Here is a 19,117-nt window from a genome sequence, read left to right on the forward strand (position 1 = left end):
TCAGGGGACGCTGCTGTGCCCGGTCTGCAGGCGTCCCCTGGATATGACCATCAAGAGACGGCACAAGACCTTGGGCGTTGTTGTGCCCGTCTGGGGTCCGGGCCCCTGCCGCAACCCCGACTGCCCCGAGTACCTGGAGGAGCCGGAGCACACTGACGGGCAGTGACAGCGCCGCAGGACCGGGTGGAGGGGGGCGCTCAGTCCGCGTCCCGCTCACCGTGCACTGTCGGCGAGGACCGTGCAGACGCGGTCGGTGCGGCTGCCTGGTCCGCCGGGTGAGCCGATCAGTCGAAATAGGATGCGAGCGAGCCGCGACGCCGGACGTCGAGCGTCGCACAGTGGAAGGAGCCGCCGAACGGCGCGTAGTGCAGCAGGTCGCACGGGATCGGCTCGAACCCCCACTTCTCCAGCGCGCGCAGCATGCCGGTGTGGTGCCGCTCCGCGATCACCCGCTTCTCGTCGACCATGAGCACGTTCATGCTGAGCCATTTGCCGCACATCGAGGTGATCCTGAGCAGCCGCTCGTCGATCGGGTCGGGCTCGGGGGCGACCAGGACGTCCCACGAGTCCAGGACGTCGGGCAGGTGGTCGACGTCGACGTACTCGGGGTTGACGAGGACCTTGCCGGGGGCGAGCGGGAGGAACGTCTGTCGATGTGCATGGGCGTACGGCAGAGACTCTCGATCCCGTGGATGCGATAGCCGGGCCCGAGATGGCGACGCAGCCATTCGATGCCCATCCGATTGGTGACATTGCTCCGTGTGACGAAGAGGTCGCGTCCCGCCCGTACGAAATCCGCCGCGTCGAATACGGGCTCGAACTCGGTGAGGATGTAGCGCATGGGCTCGCCGGGCTTGGGAACGCAGAATTCCGGCTCGAAGAGCTCGTCGGTGAGCTGCGGCTTCGGTACCGCTGTCCAGCGCGCCCCGCGCCGGAAGTAGTCCTTGAGGATCGGCCGGTAGGAGTGGGTCTCGAAGTACCGGCACGGCCATGCCATCGGGGTTTCGATGATCTCGTCGCCGATCACGAGCATGCTGTCGCGCGGACAGGTGTTGCAGAAACCCCGCGATGACCAGTCGGGGGTGCCGAAGCGTTTCCGGTGGTCGACGGGGTCCGGCCGCGTGACCGTGATGCCGAGGGACCGCAAGAGAGCGATGAACTGATCGAGTTCTCGCTGCGCCCGCTCGACCAGGACTCGCGGATACTTGAAACCGGAGACCAGCCCCTGCGCCCGCGCCGCCCATGGAGGGATGTTGCAGGCCACCACCGGATGCCTGGAGGGGATCGCTGCGCCGTCGAGACGCCCGACGATGATCTCCTCCAGCGGGTCCCACTCGTTGTGCGAATTGACCGGCGAAATGAGAGTGTCCGCAGCGTTGTCCTTCGTGGCCGATGGCAGGGGACCGTGTGCGCTTTGGCATGCGAGTACAACTCCGGACCTGTATTTCTGCAGGCCAGGAGCCTATTCCGGAGTGCCCCCGGCGGGGCCCCATGCAGATGGTTGCAGGGCTGACCAGCGGTTTCTTGTTGGGCGGCTGGTGGTGGAGGGGCGGTTCCGTCCTGCGGCGTGGGATGGGTCGGCGTGATGGGCGACTCGGACGTGGGGGTTGTCCCGAGCGAAGGTCCGCGCCGGGCGGTGGGGGGCGAGTCGCCTGATCTTGATGCCTGGCTGCGATGTGGCTGTGCGCTGGTGGTCGCGGGGGTTGCGGCGTATGCCTGGTACGTCCATCAGCGGGATTTTGCCCTGCAGGGTGGCGCGGATGAGGTGAGCGCGGCGTTGTGGCCGCTGTCGGTTGACGGGTTGCTGTTGCTGGCGACGGTTGGCCTGCTGAAGCCGTCGGGGCGTGGTGGGCGGGCTTTCAGTGGAGCTGTTGGCTCACCGGCCTACGGTCCGGAAGCAGACGGAGCGCGACGCTGACGAGGGCGTCGAGAGCAATGGCGTTCGTGATCGTGTCGACGGTGATCCGCTGCTGGAGCGTGCTCGGCGGCTGGACGCTCGACATCGGGAACTGCATCAGCGCCCGGTCTCGGCTGAGTCGCTGCGCAAGGAATTGCGGATCGGTGCGGACCGGTCGAGACAGCTGGTGGCTTTGGTCCGTGCAAACAATGCAGAACCGGACGCAGACCGAAGGCATATGTGAGAGGACGCTGTTGGTGTCTACTCGAGATACCCGTTCAGGTCCCGGTCGGCTTCGGGGTTGGGGAGAGACCGACGGGGATCCGGCAGCCGGCGAGGGTTCGTGGCCGTACAACGAGCTTCTCGGCTACGGCCTGGAGGGCGGTGGCGGCGGGGGCCTGCGGATTCCGGAGCACCAGGGGGGTGCCGGCGTCGCCGGCTTCGCGCAGGAGGGGATCGAGTGGGATCTGCCCCAGCAGGGGTACCCCGGCGCCGACCGCTCTCGACAGCGAGTCGGCGACGCGGCGGCCACCGCCGGATCCGAAGACGTCCATCGTCGAGCCGTCCGGCAGGCGCATCCCCGCCATGTTCTCGATCACTCCGGCCACCCGCTGTCGGGTCTGGACGGCGATGGCGCCCGCCCGTTCCGCGACCTCGGCCGCGGCGGCCTGCGGGGTGGTCACCACGAGGATCTCGGCGTGCGGCAGCAACTGGGCGACAGAGATGGCGATGTCCCCGGTGCCGGGCGGCAGGTCGAGCAGCAGGATGTCCAGGTCGCCCCAGTACACGTCGGTGAGGAACTGCTCCAGGGCGCGGTGGAGCATGGGGCCGCGCCAGACCACGGGGGCGTTGCCGGGTGTGAACATCCCGATCGAGATGACCTTCACGCCGCCGGCCCGTGGCGGCATGATCATCTTCTCGACCTGGGTGGGACTCGCTGTCACACCCAGCAGCCGCGGCACCGAATGGCCGTGGATGTCGGCGTCCACCACTCCCACGGACAGGCCGCGAGCGGCCAACGCGGCGGCCAGGTTGACCGTGACGCTGGACTTGCCGACCCCGCCCTTGCCGGAGGCGACGCCGTAGATCCGGGTCAGGGATCCCGGCCGACGGAACGGGACCACCGGTTCGCCCGAGTCACCGCGCAGCCGCCGGCGCAGTTCGGTGCGCTGCTCGTCGGTCATGACGTCCAGTTCCACGCGGACCGAGCGGACGCCGTGCAGCGCGGCCACGGCGGTGGTGACGTCCGCGGTGATCCGGTCGCGCAGCGGGCAGCCCGCCACCGTCAGCCGGATGACGACGGTGACGGTGCCGTCGGCGTCCACGGTGACGTCCTTGACCATGCCCAGGTCGGTGATCGGGCGCTGGATCTCCGGGTCGAGGACGCCGGACAGTGCGCGGTGCACGTCATCGGTGCGGGTGGTGGGCGCGTGCGGATGGGCGTGGGCGGTCATCGCGGGTGGGCTCCCCTGTGGTGTGCGGGTGGTCGTGTTGCACGGGCGGCAGTCAGCCGGTGACGGTCCAGGTGTCCTTGCCGGTGAGCAGGGACTGCAGATCGGCCGGTGTCATGGCCTTGGCGCGTTCGGTCTGGGCGCGGACCTGGTCGTCGTAGGCCGGGCGGCTGACGGAGCGGAAGACGCCGGTGACGCAGAGACGGAGGTCCTGGGAGGACAGCCGGGACAGTGCGAAGGCGTACGACGGGTCCTCCTCGGTGGCGTCGTGCACTACCAGGGCCTGCTCGCCCACGTCGGACACGCGGGCCGTCGTGAGCCGGCCCCTGCCATCCCGTACCACCCCGAACTCCCCGTTCACGCCGAAGCGGATGGGCTCTTCGTGCCGGATGCGGATGAGGCGCCGTTCCCGCTCATCGGGTCGGCGCAGGACGTCGAAGGCGCCGTCGTTGAAGATCGGGCAGTTCTGGTAGATCTCGACAAGCGCGGTGCCGCGGTGTTCCGCCGCGGCGGCGAGCACCTCGGTGAGTCCGGCCCGGTCCGAGTCCAGGACGCGGGCGACGAAGGTGGCCTCCGCTCCCAGGGCCAGCGAGACCGGATTGAAAGGGGTGTCCACGGAGCCCACTGGGGTGGACTTGGTGACCTTGCCGGTTTCGGAGGTGGGTGAGTACTGGCCCTTGGTGAGTCCGTAGATCCGGTTGTTGAAGAGCAGGATGGTCAGGTTCACGTTGCGCCGCAGGGTGTGGATCAGGTGGTTGCCGCCGATCGACAGGGCGTCCCCGTCGCCGGTGACCACCCAGACGGACAACTCGGGCCGGGTCACGGCCAGTCCGGTGGCGATGGCCGGGGCCCGGCCGTGGATGGAGTGCATGCCGTAGGTGTTCATGTAGTACGGGAAGCGGCTGGAGCAGCCGATGCCGGAGACGAAGACGGTGTTCTCCTGCCGCACCCCGAGGCGCGGCAGGAAGCCCTGCACGGCGGCCAGCACCGCGTAGTCCCCGCATCCGGGGCACCAGCGCACCTCCTGGCCGGACCGGAAGTCCTTCGGGGACAGCGGCGTGTCGGCGGCGGGCACCAGTGCCTGGCCACCGGGGCCGGGCAGGCGCACGCCGGGCAGCCCGAGGTCGATCGCGGTCATGTGCGGACTCCTTCGATGACGTCGGTGAACACGCTCTGCAGTTCCTCAGCGGTGAAGGGCAGGCCGGCGACCTTGGTGTGGGAGACGGTGTCGGTGAGGTACTTCGCGCGCAGCAGCCCGGCGAGTTGGCCGAGGTTCATCTCCGGGACCACGACCCGTTCGTAGCGGGCGAGGATCCCGCCGAGGTTGCGCGGGAGCGGGTTGAGGTGCCGCAGGTGCAGGTGGGCGAGGGCCCGCCCGGTGCGGCGTACGCGGCGTACGGCGGCGCCGACCGGGCCGTACGAGGAGCCCCAGCCGACCACGAGGACGTCGGCCGTGCCCGAGGGATCGTCGACCTGGGCGTCGGGCATGGTGATGCCGTCGATCCTGGCCTGGCGCAGCCGCACCATGCGGTCGTGGTTGTCGGGGTCGTACGAGATGTCGCCGGTGCCGTCGGCCTTCTCCAGCCCGCCGATCCGGTGCTCCAGGCCGGGCGTGCCGGGCACCGCCCACGGCCGGGCGAGGGTGTCGGGGTCGCGCAGGTACGGCCAGAAGGCGCCGGAGCCGTCGGGTGCGTTGGGCTCGGTGGCGAACTGCACGTGCAGGTCCGGCAGTTCGGTGGCCTGGGGGACGAGCCAGGGCTCGGATCCGTTGGCGATCTGGCCGTCGGACAGCAGCAGTACGGGGGTGCGGTAGGTGAGTGCGATGCGTACCGCGTCGAGGGCGGTGTCGAAGCAGTCCGCCGGGGTGGCCGGGGCGAGGACGGGTACCGGGCACTCGCCGTTGCGGCCGTGCAGCGCCTGCAGCAGGTCGGCCTGCTCGGTCTTGGTGGGCAGGCCGGTGGAGGGGCCGCCGCGCTGGACGTCGACTATCAGGAGGGGGAGTTCGGTCATCACGGCCAGGCCGATGGTCTCGCTCTTGAGGGCGAGGCCCGGCCCGGAGGTGGTGGTGACGCCCAGCGCCCCGCCATAGGCCGCGCCGAGGGCGATGCCGATGGCGGCGATCTCGTCCTCGGCCTGGACCGTGGTCACGCCGAGGTTCTTGTGCCGGGAGACCTCGTGCAGGATGTCGCTGGCGGGGGTGATGGGATAGCTGCCCAGTACGACGGGCAGCCCGGAGCGGACTCCGGCGGCCACGATCGCGTACGCCAGCGCGGTGTTGCCGCTGATCTGCCGGTACTCGCCGGGCGGGAGGGCGGTGGCCGGGGCGACCTCGAAGGTCGCGGCGAACGCCTCGGTGGTCTCGCCGTAGTTCCAGCCGGCGCGGAAGGCCAGGATGTTCGCCTGCGCGATGTCGGGTCTGCGGGCGAACTTCTCGCGCAGGAACCGCTCGGTGCCCTGCGTCGGCCGGTGGTACATCCAGGACAGCAGTCCGAGGGCGAACATGTTCTTCGCGCGTTCGGCGTCCTTCTTGCCCAGGCCGGTGGCTTCCAGGGCGCCGAGGGTCAGCGTCGTCATCGCCACCCGGTGCACCTGGAGGGAGTCCAGAGTGCCGTCGGCCAGGGGATCGGTGCGGTATCCGGCCCGGTTGAGGTTGCGGGCGGTGAACTCGTCGCTGTTGACGATCACCGTCCCGCCCGGCGGGACGTCCGGCAGGTTGGCCTTGAGCGCGGCCGGGTTCATCGCCACCAGGACGTCCGGGCGGTCGCCGGCGGTCAGGATGTCGTAGTCGGCGAAGTGCAGTTGGAAGGAGGAGACGCCGGGGACGGTGCCCTGCGGGGCGCGGATCTCGGCCGGGAAGCTGGGCATGGTGGCCAGGTCGTTGCCGAAGGCCGCCGTCGCCGAGGTGAACCGGTCGCCGGTGAGCTGCATGCCGTCGCCGGAGTCCCCGGCGAACCGGATGACGACCCGGTCGAGGCGCCGGGGTGGTGGGGTGCGGGTGTCGGTCATGGTGCGGTGCTGCCTCCTTCGCGGCGGGGCGGGGTGCCGTCCGTCACCGCGTCGAGGAACTGCGCGAGACGGGCCCGGGTTCGCTCGGCCCGTTCGGCGGCGGGGGAGGACGGGGGCAGTCGGCGGGCCAGACGGTCGGCTGCGGTCAGGGCTCTGAGCAGGGTTCCGGCGGCTTGTCCGAGGGTGATGACGGACGGGTCGGCGTGTGATGCGGTCACGGCTCGACCGACCGGGGCGGGTGGCAGGGCGGCCTGGCGCGGTGCGGTGAGGAAGGCTTCGGGCGGGTCGCCGGCCCCGGGGTCGTCGTAGCTCTGGTGCCTCAGCCACTTGCCGTCTGGGCTCAGCAGCCCGAGGGCGTCGAGTGCCCGGCCGGAGGCCGGATCCCAGGTGCCCAGCTCCCGGGCGACCGGTTCGGTCACCGCTTCCGGCAGCCACCGGAAGGGCAGCCGCCATGCGGCGGATACGGCTCGCCGGCGTGCGGCCGGTTCTGCGGCGAGCAGCAGTACTTCGGCGCCGGCGGCCGCCAGACGCGGGGCCATGGCGCGGACCGTACGGGCGAGTCCGCAGGAGTAGGGCCAGTGGCCGCCGCGCAGGACGACGACGAGGACTGCCGTGCCCGGTACGGTCCTGGCCGCGAGTACGGCGTCAAGGGCAGGGGCGGCGGCCGGGTGGCTCATGGGGCGGTGTAGTTCTGTATGAAGGGGGTGTCCACGCCGAGGGGGCCGACTGCGGCGGCACCGCCGGGCGCACCGAGGGGTTCGGTGCGGCCGGGCAGTGCCTCGGTGAAGAAGCGCGCGTTCTCGGTGACGAACACGGCTTCCTCCGGGGCGACGTCCTCCTCGGTGGTGATCGCCTCGACCGGGCAGACGGGCTCGCAGGCGCTGCAGTCGATGCACTCGGCCGGGTTGATGTAGGCCATGCGCTCGCCGACGTAGATGCAGTCGGCGGGGCATTCGTCGACGCACGCGCGGTCCATGACGTCGACGCAGGCGGCGCCGATGACGAAGGTCATGACGGGCTACTCCGTTCCTGAGGGCCCCTGTGAGGGCCCGGTGAGGGCTCTGGTGTCCGCCGGGCCGTTGGCGGCGGAGGAGGCGGCCGGTTCGGCCTGCGGCACCTCGCCCATCGAGGCGAGGATCTCGTAGCGGCGGCGGGCGAACTCCGGTTCGAACTGGGCGCCCGGGCGCCGGGGATTGGGGATCTCGACGGTGCGGGCGATCCTTGCCGGGCGGGGGGTGAGCAGGACGACGCGGTCGGCCAGCAGCAGTGCCTCGTCGACGTCGTGGGTGACGAACAGGATCGTGGTGCGGTACTGGCGCCAGACCGACACCAGCAGTTGCTGCATCTCCGAGCGGGTCTGGGCGTCGAGCGCGCCGAACGGCTCGTCCATGAGCATCACCCGCGGGCGGGTGGCGAGGGTCCGGGCCAGCTGCACGCGCTGGCGCATGCCGCCCGACAACTGACCGGGCAGATGCCCGGCGAACCCCTCCAGGCCGACCTGGGCGAGCAGGTCCCCGGCCTCCTTCCGGCGCTCACCGCGCGGCACCCCGCGCAGCTTCAGCGCGTACTCCACGTTCCGGCTCGCCGTCCGCCAAGGCAGCAGCGCGTCCTCCTGGAACACCATCGCGCACCCGGTGCCGGAGGCCCCGACGGGCCTGCCGTCCACGTCGGCCCGGCCGGCGGCCGGGCGCAGCAGCCCGGCCAGCGCCCGCAGGATGGTGGACTTCCCGCAGCCCGAGGGACCGAGCAGGACGACGATCTCGCCGGGGCTCACCTCGAGGTCGACCTCGGCGGCGGGCATGGCGCCGAAGGCGAGCTTCAGCCCGTCCAGCCGGACCCGTGCTCCGACGCTCACCGCTCGGCCCTCGGCAGCCAGCGGTTGACGCGGAGCCCGATCCGTTCCACCAGCCAGGCCGTGCCCCAGCCCAGGGCGCCGATCGACAGCATGCCGACCACGACGCCGGCGTAGTCGAGCAGCCCGTAGGACTGCCAGGTGTAGTAGCCGATGCCGAACTGACCGGAGATCATCTCGGCGCTGATCACGCAGATCCAGGCCACGCCCATGGCGACGGACAGTCCGGAGAACAGGCCGGGCATCGCACCCGGCAGGATCACGTGCGCGAGGATCGACAGCTGGCCGGCGCCCATGGTGCGCGCCGCCTCCTCCCACACCTTGGGCAGGGTCTTCATGGCGTGGATGGTGCTCACCGCGACGGGGAAGAACGCCGCGAAGAAGGTGATGAACACGATGCCCTGCTCGCCGGTGGGGAACATCAGGATGGCCAGCGGCACCAGCGCGATCGCCGGGATCGGCCGGGCCACCTCGATGAGCGGCCGGACGAGCGCCTGCACGATCCGGGAGCGGCCCACCGCGATGCCGATGGCGACCCCGCTGACGGCGGCCAGCCCGAACCCGAGCAGGATGCGGCGCAGACTGGCCAGCAGGTCCCGGTAGTAGGCGCCGGAGGTGAGCTGGGCGCGCAGTGTGTCGAACACCTCGACGGGACCGGGGAGTTTGTCGAAGCGCAGCCACAGCACGACGTCGTTGGCCGTGAGCAGGTACCACAGGCCCACGGCTGCGCCGAGTGGTACGGCGGACAGCACGGCGGTGGCAGGGCGGCCCAGCCGTACGCGGCCGGCGGCCGGCGGACGGTTGCCCGCGCGGCGCGGGTGTGGCGGGGTGGCCGCGGGGTCGTCCGGGCGGGTCAGGGGCCCAGGGGAGACGGGGGTCGTTGTCATGCGTCCTCTTCCTCCTCAGGAAGCGGCGGCGAGGGCCGCGGTGTAGTCGAGTGCGCGGGCACCCGCATGGCTCTTGAGGTAGGCGTCCGCGTCGGCGGCGACCGCGAACGGAAGCAGCCGGGACCGCTCGGGGCGGTCCGGGTCGAGCACCCAGGTGGCGGCGGTGGCGAACATCCGGGTACCGCTCTTCGCGTCGGGGACATAGGCGGCGCGTTCGGCGCCGTCGTGGGCGGCGATCTGCTTCAGCAGGCAGGTGGGGGTGGCGGCGACACCGGTCGACGACGCGCCCTTGAACCACACCTCGGAGGCGGTCCGCGGGTCGCTGACCTCGGTGTCACAGACGGGGTCCCGGCCGCTGAGCCGGTTCGGATTGGTCAGGCTCGCACTGGCCGTGTCGTAGGAGGAGCCGTAGATCTCGCGCAGGTGGCTGTCGTTGACGAACTTCTTCAGGTCCAGGTCCTTGACCGAGCCGAGGTCCTTCAGGAACGGCAGGTCGGTGGCGAGCGCCTCGACCAGGGGCTGCTTGATGGTGGGGTCGAAGGTCACCAGGCCGTTCGGCCCGTTGTAGAGGTAGACCACCTCGGGTTCGATGCCGGTGATCTCCGCGATGCGCTGTGCGGCCGGCAGCGGGTTCTTGTTCAGGTGGTCGGCCGTGTCCCGCACCGACTCCAGGAAGGCCCGCATCACCTCGGGGTGGGCCTCGGCGAAGGCCGAGCGGGTGATGACGGAGTGGAAGGTGGCGACGCCGTTGCTGCCGCCGTCGTAGAGCAGGCGCCCCTGCTTGCGGAAGACCATCAGCTGCGGCCAGGGCACGAACTGGGACAGCGCGGCCACCTGCTCGCCCTCCAGGGCGGAGGCGCCGACCGAGGGCTCCTGGTTGAGGAGCTTGACGTCGTCCGGACTCATGCCGTTCTTGTCCAGCGCCTTCACCAGCATGCCGTGGCCGGCCGAACCGAGGCTGGTCGAGACCACCTTGCCGCGCAGATCGCTCAGGGTCTTCGCGGAGGAACCGGTGGGCACCACGACCTGGTTGAGCGAGCCGCGCAGGCTGTATCCGGTGACCGCGACCATCTCCGATTTCGCGTCCGCGAAGGCGGCGGACTTCGACCCGTTGACCAGGGTCGGGTAGTCGCCCATGGAGCCGATGTCGACCTTTCCGGCGATCATCTGGGCGGTCAGCGGGGGACCGGAGGGGAAGTCCTGCCAGACGACCTTGTAGGTCACCCCTTTCTTCTCGCCGAGGGCGGCGAGTCTTTGCTCGAAGGTCTTCCGGTCGCGCAGCAGGGTGCCGGCGGTGATGGTGTTGATGGTCTTGGACTGGTAGCCGATGTTGACGACGACGGTGGAGCCGTCCGCCGCCGTGCCGGTGCCGCAGGCCGCGGCGGACGAGCCGAGCCCGAGCACGGCCAGCAGGGCGACCGCTCTGCGGACGGCGGGAGAGGAGGCGATGGGCATGGCGGGATCCCCTCAGCGCAGCAGGAACGGGATGTCGACCGTCACGGCGTCGACCGGGCAGCGGGCCGCGCACGGCCCGCAGTACCAGCACTCGTCGACGTGCATGTAGGCCTTGCCGGTGTCGGGGTGGATGGCCAGGGAGTCCAGCGGGCACATGTCCACGCACAGGGTGCATCCGTCGATGCACTTGGATTCGTCGATCGTGACCGGTACATCCACCCGGTTCGCTGCTTGCGCCATCTGAGGGTCTCCTTCGGCGGTCGTCTGCCGTCATGGGTCGCGTGTCATGGGAAGTGGGGGGTTACCGGCGGGGGTCGGGGAGTTGCGGGGGCGGGTGTGTCAGGCGCCGTGGGACTCGGCGAGGCTCATCCGGGCGAAGGCGCGGACATCGGCGTCCACGTCGTCCAGTGCGGCCCGAAGCGCGGCCCGGATCTCCGGGACGTCGGTCGTACGGCGCCCGAGGGCCCGTACCGCCGCCTTGCGTACATCGAGGTTGGCGTCCCGGGTCGCCGTGATCAGGGCGTCGACCGCCACCTCCGGCGCGGCGGCGGACAGCGCCACCGCCGCGCCCTGGCGGACCTCCCAGGCCGGGTCGGTCAGCGCGGCGGTGGCGAGGGCCGCCGCCTGGTCGGCGCAGCCGGTGTGCGCCATGGCGCTCAATGCGGCGGCGCGCACCAGGAGTTCGTCGTCCCCGGCCAGGACGATGAGGGTGCTGGCGCCGCGCGGGTCCCCGATGGAGCCCAAGCCCCGGGCGACGGCCAGGCGTACCGCGGGCACGGGGTCGGCGGCGCCGACGGCCAGCGCGTCGAGCGCGTCCAGGGACACCAGCCCCAGCACCACCTCGCAGCGCACCGTCTCGTCCGCGTCCGCGAGCAGCGACGTCAACTCGTCGACGGTGGTGAGCCGGTGGCGCCACAGGGCGCCGGTGCCGGCGATGCGGACATCGGCGGCCGGGTGCCGGCTCGCCTCGCGCAGGGACCGTTCGAACTCCTCGCCGACGACGAGTACTTCGCGCAGCTCGCCGAGGAGGTCGGCGGCGGTGCGGCGGACCGCCTCGTCCGGGTCGAGGAGAGACCGGGCGAACACCGCCGAGGGCTCCTCCCAGGTGTCGGCGGCCTCGCTGAGGACGGTCAGTGCCGTACGGCGCACGTCGGGCTCGGGGTCGGTGAGGAATTCCCGGAGTTCGTCGGTGGTCGGCGCCTCGTCCGCCAGTTCCAGCAGCGCGAGGATGCGGTGCGACCGCTGCGTGGGCTTGCCGGTCGCGCTCATCCCCACACCGCCGCGAGGTCGGCGCCGGCCGGAGCGGGCTGGTCGGGCACCCCGTCCGGGCGGGTGAAGCCGGGCACCGGCACGATGTAAGGGGCGACCGGGCGGGTCAGCGTCTCCATCTCGCCTGCCTCGCTCTTGCACAGGTTGAGATGGCGGAACCAGTTGGCGTCGTCCTGTTCGGGCCGGTCGGCGCGTTGGTGGTACAGCCCCCAGCGGCTCTCGGTGCGGGCCAGCGAGGCGCGGGCGGCCATCTCGGCGCAGTCCCGGATGAAGGTGACCTCGGCGCAGCGCATCAGCTCGTGCGGGGTGCGGGCGCCCATGCCCGCGATCTCCCGCTCCATCCGCCCGAACGCCTCCAGCCCGAGGGTGAGGTAGCGCTCCGTCTTGGGCGGCTGCAGGTAGTCGTTGACGAAGCGGCGCAGCTTGTACTCCACCTGCGGCTGCGGCGGGCCGTCCGGGTGGGACAGCGGGCGGTAGATCAGCTCGTGCGCCGCGGCGATCTGCTCCTCGGGCAGCGCGGGCCGGGCGGCCGAGGCCGCGAAGCCGGCGGCGTGCTCGCCCGCGATGTCCCCGTAGACGAAGGCGCCGATCATGTAGTTGTGCGGCACGCAGGCCATGTCGCCGGCCGCGTACAGGCCCGGCACCGTGGTCGCCGCGTGCTCGTCCACCCACACGCCCGAGGCGGAATGGCCGCTGCACAGTCCGATCTCGGAGATGTGCATCTCGATGTCGCGGGTGCGGTAGTCGTGTCCGCGCCCGGAGTGGAAGGTGCCCCGGGTGGGCCGCTCTGTAGTGTGCAGGATGCCCTCGATCTGCTTGACGGTGGCGTCCGGCAGATGGCTCAGCTTGAGGTAGATGGGTCCTCGGGCGCTGTCCAGCTCCCGCTTGACTTCCGCCATCATCTGGCCGGACCAGTAGTCGCAGTCGACGAACCGGTTGCCCTCGGCGTTGACCTGGTAGCCGCCGAAGGGGTTGGCGACGTACGCGCAGGCGGGGCCGTTGTAGTCCTTGATGAGCGGGTTGATCTGGAAGCACTCGATCCCCGACAGCTCCGCCCCGGCGTGGTACGCCATCGCGTAGCCGTCGCCCGCGTTGGTGGGGTTCTCGTACGTGCCGTACAGGTACCCGCTGGCCGGCAGCCCCAGCCGTCCGCAGGCGCCCGCCGCCAGGATCACCGCGCCGGCGGACACCGTGACGAACTCCCCGGAGCGGGTGTCGAATCCGACGATCCCGACGGCCCGGCCGCCGTGCACCAGGACCCGTACCGGCATGACCCGGTTCTCGATGGTGACCTTCGAGCGCACATGGCGGGCGCGCAGCGTGCGGTAGAGGACCTTCTTCACATCCCGGCCCTCGGGCATCGGCAGGACGTAGCTGCCGGAGCGGTGCACCTTGCGGACCGCGTACTCGTTGTGCTCGTCCTTCTCGAACTTGACGCCGTAGCTTTCCAGCCGCTGCACCATGCCGAAGCCGCGGGTCGCCGTCTGGTAGACGGTGCGCTGATTGACGATGCCGTCGTTGGCGAGGGTGATGTCGGCGACGTAGTCCTCGGGGGTGGCCTTGCCGGGGACGACGGCGTTGTTCACCCCGTCCATGCCCATGGCGAGCGCCCCGGAGTGGCGCACATGCGCCTTCTCCAGCAGCAGCACGTCGGCGCCGTGGGAGGCGGCCGTCAGCGCGGCCATGGTGCCGGCGGTGCCGCCTCCGACGATGAGGACGTCGCAGGCGAGTTCCCGGCGTTGCGACACGGGTGGGATCTGCACGTCGGTCAGCCCCTTTCGGGCGAGGAGTGGTTCGGCAGCGGGTCGGGGGTGCGGTGCAGCCAGCCCGCCAGGGACATCCGGTCGCCGCGGAAGCGGACGAACTCCAAATCGATCGGGCGGCCCGAGTCCGTGTAGGTCAGCCGCTCGATGAACAGCAGCGGAAATCCGTCGCGCACGCGCAGCAGGTCGGCCACCGTGCGGTCGGCGGCGATCGCCTCGATGGAGAGCTCGGCGGCCCCCAAGGGCAGCCCGAGTTCCTGCTCGAGCAGAACGAAGACGTCGTTGCGCGCGAGGTCCATCTCCAGCAGCGGTCGGCCCACGTCGGCCGGCAGGTAGCTGGCGTCCAGGGACAGCGGCTCCCCGTCGAGCATCCGCACCCGTTCCAGGGCGATCACCTCGGTGCCGGCCTCGACTTCCAGGCGCTCGGCGACCGCGGGTGTGGCGGGTACCGCATCCGCCAGCAGTACCTGATTGACCACGCGGGCGGGGCCGGTGCCGAAACTCTCGGCGAGCCCGCGCAGCCGGTCCAGCCCGTGCACGGCCTTGCCGGACACCACGAAGGTGCCGACGCCGGGGATCCGGTCGACCAGACCTTCCGTGCGCAGGAGGGTCAGGACGTCCCGGACGATGTTGCGGCTGGCCCGGAACTCGGCCGCCAGCTGCGCCTCGGAGGGCAGCGGCCGGGTGCCGTACACGCCCGCCAGAATGCGCGTCCGCAGCACGTCGCGGATGCGCCGTACCGGCGCGATACGGCTGCCTGCGGCCCCGCCGCCCGTGATGGTCCCTGTCATGGCCGGAATGCTGGGAATGATCTGTTACGCCGACCCGTTGCGCTGCATTTCGCACCGGTTACGCCAGTTCCGGAATGGCTGAGAGAGCAGTTGACCTGGGGCGATGGGGCGGACTGCGGTCATATCGCCAGGGGCATGGCGCTTGCCGCGGCGCGCGTGACGCGATGGGGCGCGGTGGCGGCCGCGTACGGAAGGGTGCGACAACGATCGCGTACGTGAAGGGTGCGACGGCGGTTGTGCGGGACGGGTGGGCGGTGGTCGGCCGGGACGGGTGCGGTGACGCGACCCGTACGGCGCGAGACCGCCGGACCGGTGCTATGGACGGCCACGGCGTTGCGACGGCCCGCCGCTTCCGGACCGGACCCCCTGCATCCAAGTCCGCTGCTGAACGGGCGTCACCGAAGAGGGCCGCGGGGCGGCATACGACATGCGGCCACCGCCCCCCGAGCGGCGTCCCGCCGGGTGCTGCAGCCGGGCTTCCGCGATGCCGCAGGTGGCGGCGGTGATCGGCCCGGCATCCGAGAACCTCCCGGGTCACGCCGCCGCGACCGGTTCGCGCAGCGGCACGGGAAGCCCGGCCGCGCCGCCCTGCCGCAGGCCGTCCGGATGGCTGCAGCACACCGCGGGACACGGCCGACGCGACCAGCCACAGACGGCCCGCAGATGTGGGTACCGCACTTCCGGCGACGCGCTCAGCGGCGCCGAGCGGCGATGCCGAGGAGGCCGGCGACCGGACCCGTCGGCGGTGTCTCGGCGAGCCAGACGGCGCGGAACGTGCGGCGCAACAGGCCGGGTTCGGCCAGCGGTACGTCGATCAGCCGCCCGTCGTGCAGTTCGGCGGAGATCGCGAGGCGGCTCAGGGCCGCGGGCGCGCCGCCGGCCGTGACGGCGGCCTTGATGGCGGTCGTAGAGCCGAGTTCGGCGGCGGGCGCGGCGGGTTCACCTGCCGTGCGGAGCAGCTCCCAGACCGTGTCGCGGGTCCCCGAGCCCTGTTCCCGCACGATCAGGGGAGTGGCGGCCAAGGCCCCCAGGGGCAGCGCTCGGTGACGCCGTGCCCACGGGTGGCCCGGTGCGACCACCACAGCCAGTTCGTCGCCGCCGATCGCGCGACAGCGCAGGCCGCTCGGAGCACGAGGCCCCTCGACGAAACCCAGCTCGGCCTCACGGCACCGCACCATCTCGGCGACCTGCTCGGAGTTGCCGACCCGCAGAGCGACCCTGACCTGCGGGGCCCGGGTCCGCAGGGTGATCAGCCACCCGGGTACGAGGTGATCCGCGATCGTCATCGACGCGGCCACCCGCAATCGCCCCTCCTGGTCGGCGTGGAGCGCGGCGACCCCGCTGAGCAACGCCCGGGCAGCGTCCAGCACCGGCCGGGCCCAGTCCACGACAGCGGCACCGGCCGGGGTCAGCCGGGATCCACTGGGGCCGCGCTCGAGCAGCACCAGGCGCAGCTGCCGTTCCAGCGCGCTGATCCGCATGCTCGCCGCCGGCTGGCTGATCCCGTGCCGCAGCGCGGCCTGCCCCAGACTCCCGGTCTCGGCGACCGATACCAGCAGGTCCAGCACCTTCAGCTCCGGAGTGCCCGGAGGCAGACCCATCAGCACCACTTATGACCTCCTCGGAAATCGGTCTCTACCCGAGACCGGCCGGGCGCGGCGATCGTGCGGAAGGGAGTCCAGCGAAGGAGAGATCATGGAATCGCCCCGTGTGGCCCGGGTCAAGGCGCCGATACCCACACCCACGACGCTCCCGGGCCACCGTGTCCCCGGTTTCCTCCGGCGCCGGTGGCAGGCGGCGGGCACCGTTCTGCCCGGCCTGGCCGTGGTCGCGCTGCTGGCCGTGCCCGCTGCTCTGCTGGGACGTCTGCTGCCGACCGTGGGCGGCCCGGTGTTCGGCATCCTGGCCGGTGCGCTCACCGCCCCTGTGCTGCGGGGGGCGCTGTCCGCGCGGTTCGCCGCGCGTCTGACCCCCGGCTACCGGGTGGCGGGCAGACAGGTGTTGCAGGCGTCCATCGTCGTCCTCGGAGCGGGGCTGCCGCTGGGGGACGTACTGCGCGTGGGGGTGGGTTCGCTGCCGGTCATGCTCGGCACTCTGGCCGTGGCACTGGGCGGCGCCTGGCTCATCGGCCGCTTCCTGAACGTCCATCCGGAATCCCGACTGCTGATCGGGGTGGGCACGGGCATCTGCGGAGCCTCGGCGATCGGCGCCGTCACCGCTGTAGTGGGCGCGGCGGAAGCCCGCGTGGCGTACGCGGTGGGCACCATCTTCACGTTCAACATCGCCGCGGTACTGGTTTTCCCCGCGCTCGGCCACCTGCTGGGGCTCTCGCAGCAGGCCTTCGGACTGTGGAGCGGCACCGCGATCAACGACACCTCCTCGGTCGCCGCCGCCGCGTACGGTTACGGAACCGCTGCGGGAAACCACGCGGTCGTCGTCAAGCTGACCCGCAGTCTCATGATCGTGCCGATCTGCGTGGTGCTGGCGGTCCGTCAGTCCCGGCGCGGCGGCGCCGAGCAGCCGGAGCGGAAGGTGCTCCTGACCGTCCGGCGGGCGTTTCCGCTTTTCATCGCGGGCTTCCTGGCGGCATCGGCCCTCGCCACTTTCCAGATCATCCCCCCAGCCTGGGCCCCGGCATTTTCGGCGGCTGGCCTTTACCTGATCACCGTGTCCCTGACCGGTATTGGCCTGACACTCGACTGGTCCCTCATCCGCGCTTCGGGAGTGCGACCACTGCTGCTCGGCGCGGTCCTGTGGATCGCGGTCAGCGCGACGAGCATCGTGCTGCAGTCCGTCAGCGGCCAACTCTGACCAGCCCACCGTCGCTCAGCGTGCCTATCGGCTTCCTCGCTCGTCCAGCCGCTTCCTGTCAGCTCTGAACGAGGCAGCAGTGGCCGGACGAACTCCCATGGAGCTCGCACCCACGGCAAGCTCCGCGGTGTACTGGTCGTATGTCACTTCGTCGTCCCTGTGTACGGACCAGGCCTCCAAGGTGCGTTCCGCACGGCAGTCAGGATGCGCTGGTAGTCCGGCGGGAGCATGGTCTCCTCCACATCCGGCGTCCGGTGCGGGATCGGCATCACCGCCCGGCCGCCCACCTGCCCGGGCGCCGGCGCGGCCGAGGAGCGTTCGTCGGCGAGCCGCTCGCTCACCCGGTCAAGGACACGTTCGGCGACGGCGAGTTCGTCCCGCTCGGCTCGTACCTCCGCCAGCTGTTCGGCCAGCTGTTCTTCGAGCTCGTCCAGTTCCGCACGGCGCGCAGTGATCCGTTCCAGGCCTCATTGATCCTCTGGGAAGTCAGTGTCGACTCGACGGTCTGCCGTGCGCATCAGCATGGCACGGGTGCCCGTCGGAACGGTGCTCTGCAGAAGGAACCGCCGGGTGGTGTGCGCGAAGAACCGCGGACCACGGGCTGGGCAGGTCGCGAGGCGGGTTCACGATGAAGTTCCAACTGGCGTGTGAACAAGGACAGAAGCCGTTGTCCTTGCTGATCACAGCGGGGCAGCGCGGTGAGAGCCCACAGTTCGCACCGGTCCTGGACGCGATCGGGGCGCCCTGGCACGGTGTGGGCAGGCCAAGGTGCCGACCACTGTGGGCGCGGGGAGGCAGGGCGTACTCCTCGCGCGCGAATCGCGCTTACCTGCGCAGACGCGGCATCAGGTGCACGATTCCCGAGCGGGCCGATCAGGTCCGCAGTCGCAGGCGCAGTCGCAGGCGCCGGGGCCGTAGCGGTGGCCGTACACCCGCTTTCGACCGTCGACAAACTCGCAGTGCGGTTTGAGGCGACGTCCAGGTCGCAGCGATACAACAGTGGCTGTGACCCCGCCTGCTCTCCTGCGGTTGTCCTGACAGGCGGGCCGATCGTTACGGAGCCGGAGGGCTTCTCCTGGCATGGATGCCGGGCGGAGCATCTCGGGTTGCACCTTCCGTAGCGGTATGTGGTCCGGTGTACTCACGTCCGCCCCATTGAGGAAGGCCCCTGCTCATGTATTCGTCCTTCATCCCGCCGCGCCAGGTCAAGATCGGTGACGCGGCGGCCTTCGTCGGCACCACACCGCGGGCGATCCGTCACTACCACGAGATCGGCCTGGTCCCCGAGCCCGTGCGGGGCGGCGACGACCGCCGCCGCTACGGCTACGAAGACATGATCCTTCTGCTGTGGATCCGCAAGATGGCCGACGCCGGGATCGCCCTGGACGACATCCGTGAGGCCTTCGCCGACACGGCTTCCGCCGGTGCCGACAGCGACGACGGTATCGCGGGCATCCTGGAGCGGCTGGAGGAAACCCTTCTCGCCCAGGAGGCAGAACTGCGGCGGCAACGGACTGTCGTGCAGCGCATGCGTACCGAGGGAAGCAGGATGGGTCTGCTCTCCGGCGTCGTCACCAGCCGCCTCAAGAGCCTGCCGGAGGGCTCCCTGCGCCAGGCGGACCTGGACAGCCTGCTGGTCACCGAGCGGATCTTCGGCCCGCTCGGAGCGGCCGTCCAGGCCACCCGCTTCGTCGCCCTGGCCACCCACCCGGCTCTGCGGGAAGAATCTGACCGTGTCGATGCCGCCGAAGAGGCACTCGACGACACGATCGCCGTCGATGACCCCCGCGTGGCCCGGGTGGCTGCCGAACGGCACGCCTTCGAAAAGGCGCTGCAAGCCGTCATCGAGGATTCCGGTCTAGGGCCTGTTGTGAAAGTGCTGGTCACAGCCACTCGTTGATGGCTGCGACCAGCACGGTCGCTTCGTAGCGGACC

The 19,117-nt window shown here is 71.0% G+C and carries 16 protein-coding genes and 3 pseudogenes; 5 read left to right on the top strand and 14 right to left on the bottom strand.

The window, feature by feature from the left end; translation table 11 throughout:
* Positions 1-284: 284 nt before the first annotated feature.
* Positions 285-1,399, bottom strand: a pseudogene (locus ACP4J3_RS46580) (amidinotransferase).
* A gap of 186 nt (positions 1,400-1,585) precedes the next feature.
* On the opposite strand from ACP4J3_RS46580, the gene ACP4J3_RS46585 reads away from it, so the two are divergent.
* Entirely contained in the window at positions 1,586-1,918 is a 333-nt protein-coding gene (locus ACP4J3_RS46585) for a DUF2637 domain-containing protein (RefSeq protein WP_426543603.1), read from the top strand.
* Here ACP4J3_RS46585 and ACP4J3_RS46590 read toward each other — a convergent pair.
* From ACP4J3_RS46590 to ACP4J3_RS46650, 13 genes and pseudogenes are all read right to left on the bottom strand, one after another.
* Complete coding sequence (locus ACP4J3_RS46590; protein ID WP_426543631.1) at positions 1,860-2,003, bottom strand: hypothetical protein; 144 nt, start codon at positions 2,001-2,003, stop codon at positions 1,860-1,862. The genes ACP4J3_RS46585 and ACP4J3_RS46590 overlap by 59 nt on opposite strands.
* Positions 2,004-2,175: 172 nt before the next feature.
* Positions 2,176-3,351, bottom strand: a complete 1,176-nt coding sequence (locus ACP4J3_RS46595) for an Mrp/NBP35 family ATP-binding protein (RefSeq protein ID WP_426543605.1) — start codon at positions 3,349-3,351, stop codon at positions 2,176-2,178.
* Between the two features lie 52 nt (positions 3,352-3,403).
* On the bottom strand, positions 3,404-4,486 hold the full coding sequence (locus ACP4J3_RS46600; protein WP_426543607.1) for a 2-oxoacid:ferredoxin oxidoreductase subunit beta: 1,083 nt from the start codon (positions 4,484-4,486) through the stop codon (positions 3,404-3,406).
* On the bottom strand, positions 4,483-6,354 hold the full coding sequence (locus ACP4J3_RS46605; protein ID WP_426543609.1) for a 2-oxoacid:acceptor oxidoreductase subunit alpha: 1,872 nt from the start codon (positions 6,352-6,354) through the stop codon (positions 4,483-4,485). Before ACP4J3_RS46605 ends, ACP4J3_RS46600 begins: the two co-directional genes overlap by 4 nt.
* A complete protein-coding gene (locus ACP4J3_RS46610) occupies positions 6,351-7,031 on the bottom strand; it encodes a hypothetical protein (RefSeq protein WP_426543611.1) in 681 nt (226 codons plus the stop codon). The genes ACP4J3_RS46605 and ACP4J3_RS46610 overlap by 4 nt, the downstream gene beginning before the upstream one ends.
* Entirely contained in the window at positions 7,028-7,366 is a 339-nt protein-coding gene (fdxA, locus tag ACP4J3_RS46615) for a ferredoxin (RefSeq protein ID WP_426543613.1), read from the bottom strand. Before fdxA ends, ACP4J3_RS46610 begins: the two co-directional genes overlap by 4 nt.
* A 6-nt stretch (positions 7,367-7,372) precedes the next feature.
* Entirely contained in the window at positions 7,373-8,209 is an 837-nt protein-coding gene (locus ACP4J3_RS46620; RefSeq protein ID WP_426543615.1) for an ABC transporter ATP-binding protein, read from the bottom strand.
* On the bottom strand, positions 8,206-9,093 hold the full coding sequence (locus ACP4J3_RS46625) for an ABC transporter permease (protein ID WP_426543617.1): 888 nt from the start codon (positions 9,091-9,093) through the stop codon (positions 8,206-8,208). The genes ACP4J3_RS46620 and ACP4J3_RS46625 overlap by 4 nt, the downstream gene beginning before the upstream one ends.
* A gap of 15 nt (positions 9,094-9,108) precedes the next feature.
* On the bottom strand, positions 9,109-10,548 hold the full coding sequence (locus tag ACP4J3_RS46630) for an ABC transporter substrate-binding protein (protein ID WP_426543619.1): 1,440 nt from the start codon (positions 10,546-10,548) through the stop codon (positions 9,109-9,111).
* 12 nt (positions 10,549-10,560) lie between these two features.
* Complete coding sequence (locus ACP4J3_RS46635; protein WP_175436735.1) at positions 10,561-10,788, bottom strand: 4Fe-4S dicluster domain-containing protein; 228 nt, start codon at positions 10,786-10,788, stop codon at positions 10,561-10,563.
* A gap of 99 nt (positions 10,789-10,887) precedes the next feature.
* A pseudogene (locus ACP4J3_RS46640) lies at positions 10,888-13,580 on the bottom strand (fumarate reductase/succinate dehydrogenase flavoprotein subunit).
* A gap of 5 nt (positions 13,581-13,585) precedes the next feature.
* The gene (locus tag ACP4J3_RS46645) at positions 13,586-14,371 is read right to left on the bottom strand and encodes a GntR family transcriptional regulator (protein ID WP_426543621.1); all 786 of its coding nucleotides are present in this window, start codon (positions 14,369-14,371) and stop codon (positions 13,586-13,588) included.
* A 692-nt stretch (positions 14,372-15,063) separates the two neighbouring features.
* Positions 15,064-15,972, bottom strand: coding sequence for a LysR family transcriptional regulator (locus tag ACP4J3_RS46650; protein WP_426543629.1), 909 nt, complete (start codon positions 15,970-15,972; stop codon positions 15,064-15,066).
* A 94-nt stretch (positions 15,973-16,066) separates the two neighbouring features.
* On the opposite strand from ACP4J3_RS46650, the gene ACP4J3_RS46655 reads away from it, so the two are divergent.
* The 4 genes and pseudogenes from ACP4J3_RS46655 to ACP4J3_RS46670 form a co-directional block, all read left to right on the top strand.
* Positions 16,067-17,182: a YeiH family protein gene (locus ACP4J3_RS46655; RefSeq protein ID WP_426543623.1), complete on the top strand. Its 1,116-nt coding sequence runs from the start codon at positions 16,067-16,069 to the stop codon at positions 17,180-17,182.
* 254 nt (positions 17,183-17,436) lie between these two features.
* Positions 17,437-17,814 carry a hypothetical protein gene (locus ACP4J3_RS46660; RefSeq protein ID WP_426543625.1) on the top strand — a complete coding sequence of 126 codons (378 nt, stop codon included), beginning with the start codon at positions 17,437-17,439 and terminating at the stop codon, positions 17,812-17,814.
* Positions 17,811-18,152: a transposase gene (locus ACP4J3_RS46665; RefSeq protein ID WP_426543627.1), complete on the top strand. Its 342-nt coding sequence runs from the start codon at positions 17,811-17,813 to the stop codon at positions 18,150-18,152. The genes ACP4J3_RS46660 and ACP4J3_RS46665 overlap by 4 nt, the downstream gene beginning before the upstream one ends.
* Positions 18,153-18,356: 204 nt before the next feature.
* Positions 18,357-19,043, top strand: a pseudogene (locus ACP4J3_RS46670) (MerR family transcriptional regulator); the annotation flags it as partial.
* Positions 19,044-19,117 lie beyond the last annotated feature (74 nt).

The sequence above is a fragment of the Streptomyces sp. UG1 genome (assembly GCF_049974585.1).
In the GTDB taxonomy this organism is placed as follows: domain Bacteria; phylum Actinomycetota; class Actinomycetes; order Streptomycetales; family Streptomycetaceae; genus Streptomyces.

Excerpts from the sequence above, each read along its gene's own strand:
- ACP4J3_RS46585 (WP_426543603.1), top strand. The coding sequence starts at position 1,586 with ATGGGCGACTCGGACGTGGGGGTTGTCCCGAGCGAAGGTCCGCGCCGG.
- ACP4J3_RS46635 (WP_175436735.1), bottom strand. The coding sequence starts at position 10,788 with ATGGCGCAAGCAGCGAACCGGGTGGATGTACCGGTCACGATCGACGAA.
- ACP4J3_RS46600 (WP_426543607.1), bottom strand. The coding sequence starts at position 4,486 with ATGACCGCGATCGACCTCGGGCTGCCCGGCGTGCGCCTGCCCGGCCCC.
- ACP4J3_RS46595 (WP_426543605.1), bottom strand. The coding sequence starts at position 3,351 with ATGACCGCCCACGCCCATCCGCACGCGCCCACCACCCGCACCGATGAC.
- ACP4J3_RS46650 (WP_426543629.1), bottom strand. The coding sequence starts at position 15,972 with ATGGGTCTGCCTCCGGGCACTCCGGAGCTGAAGGTGCTGGACCTGCTG.
- ACP4J3_RS46665 (WP_426543627.1), top strand. The coding sequence starts at position 17,811 with ATGAAGTTCCAACTGGCGTGTGAACAAGGACAGAAGCCGTTGTCCTTG.
- ACP4J3_RS46655 (WP_426543623.1), top strand. The coding sequence starts at position 16,067 with ATGGAATCGCCCCGTGTGGCCCGGGTCAAGGCGCCGATACCCACACCC.
- ACP4J3_RS46645 (WP_426543621.1), bottom strand. The coding sequence starts at position 14,371 with ATGACAGGGACCATCACGGGCGGCGGGGCCGCAGGCAGCCGTATCGCG.
- ACP4J3_RS46590 (WP_426543631.1), bottom strand. The coding sequence starts at position 2,003 with ATGTCGAGCGTCCAGCCGCCGAGCACGCTCCAGCAGCGGATCACCGTC.
- ACP4J3_RS46605 (WP_426543609.1), bottom strand. The coding sequence starts at position 6,354 with ATGACCGACACCCGCACCCCACCACCCCGGCGCCTCGACCGGGTCGTC.
- fdxA (WP_426543613.1), bottom strand. The coding sequence starts at position 7,366 with ATGACCTTCGTCATCGGCGCCGCCTGCGTCGACGTCATGGACCGCGCG.
- ACP4J3_RS46625 (WP_426543617.1), bottom strand. The coding sequence starts at position 9,093 with ATGACAACGACCCCCGTCTCCCCTGGGCCCCTGACCCGCCCGGACGAC.
- ACP4J3_RS46630 (WP_426543619.1), bottom strand. The coding sequence starts at position 10,548 with ATGCCCATCGCCTCCTCTCCCGCCGTCCGCAGAGCGGTCGCCCTGCTG.
- ACP4J3_RS46610 (WP_426543611.1), bottom strand. The coding sequence starts at position 7,031 with ATGAGCCACCCGGCCGCCGCCCCTGCCCTTGACGCCGTACTCGCGGCC.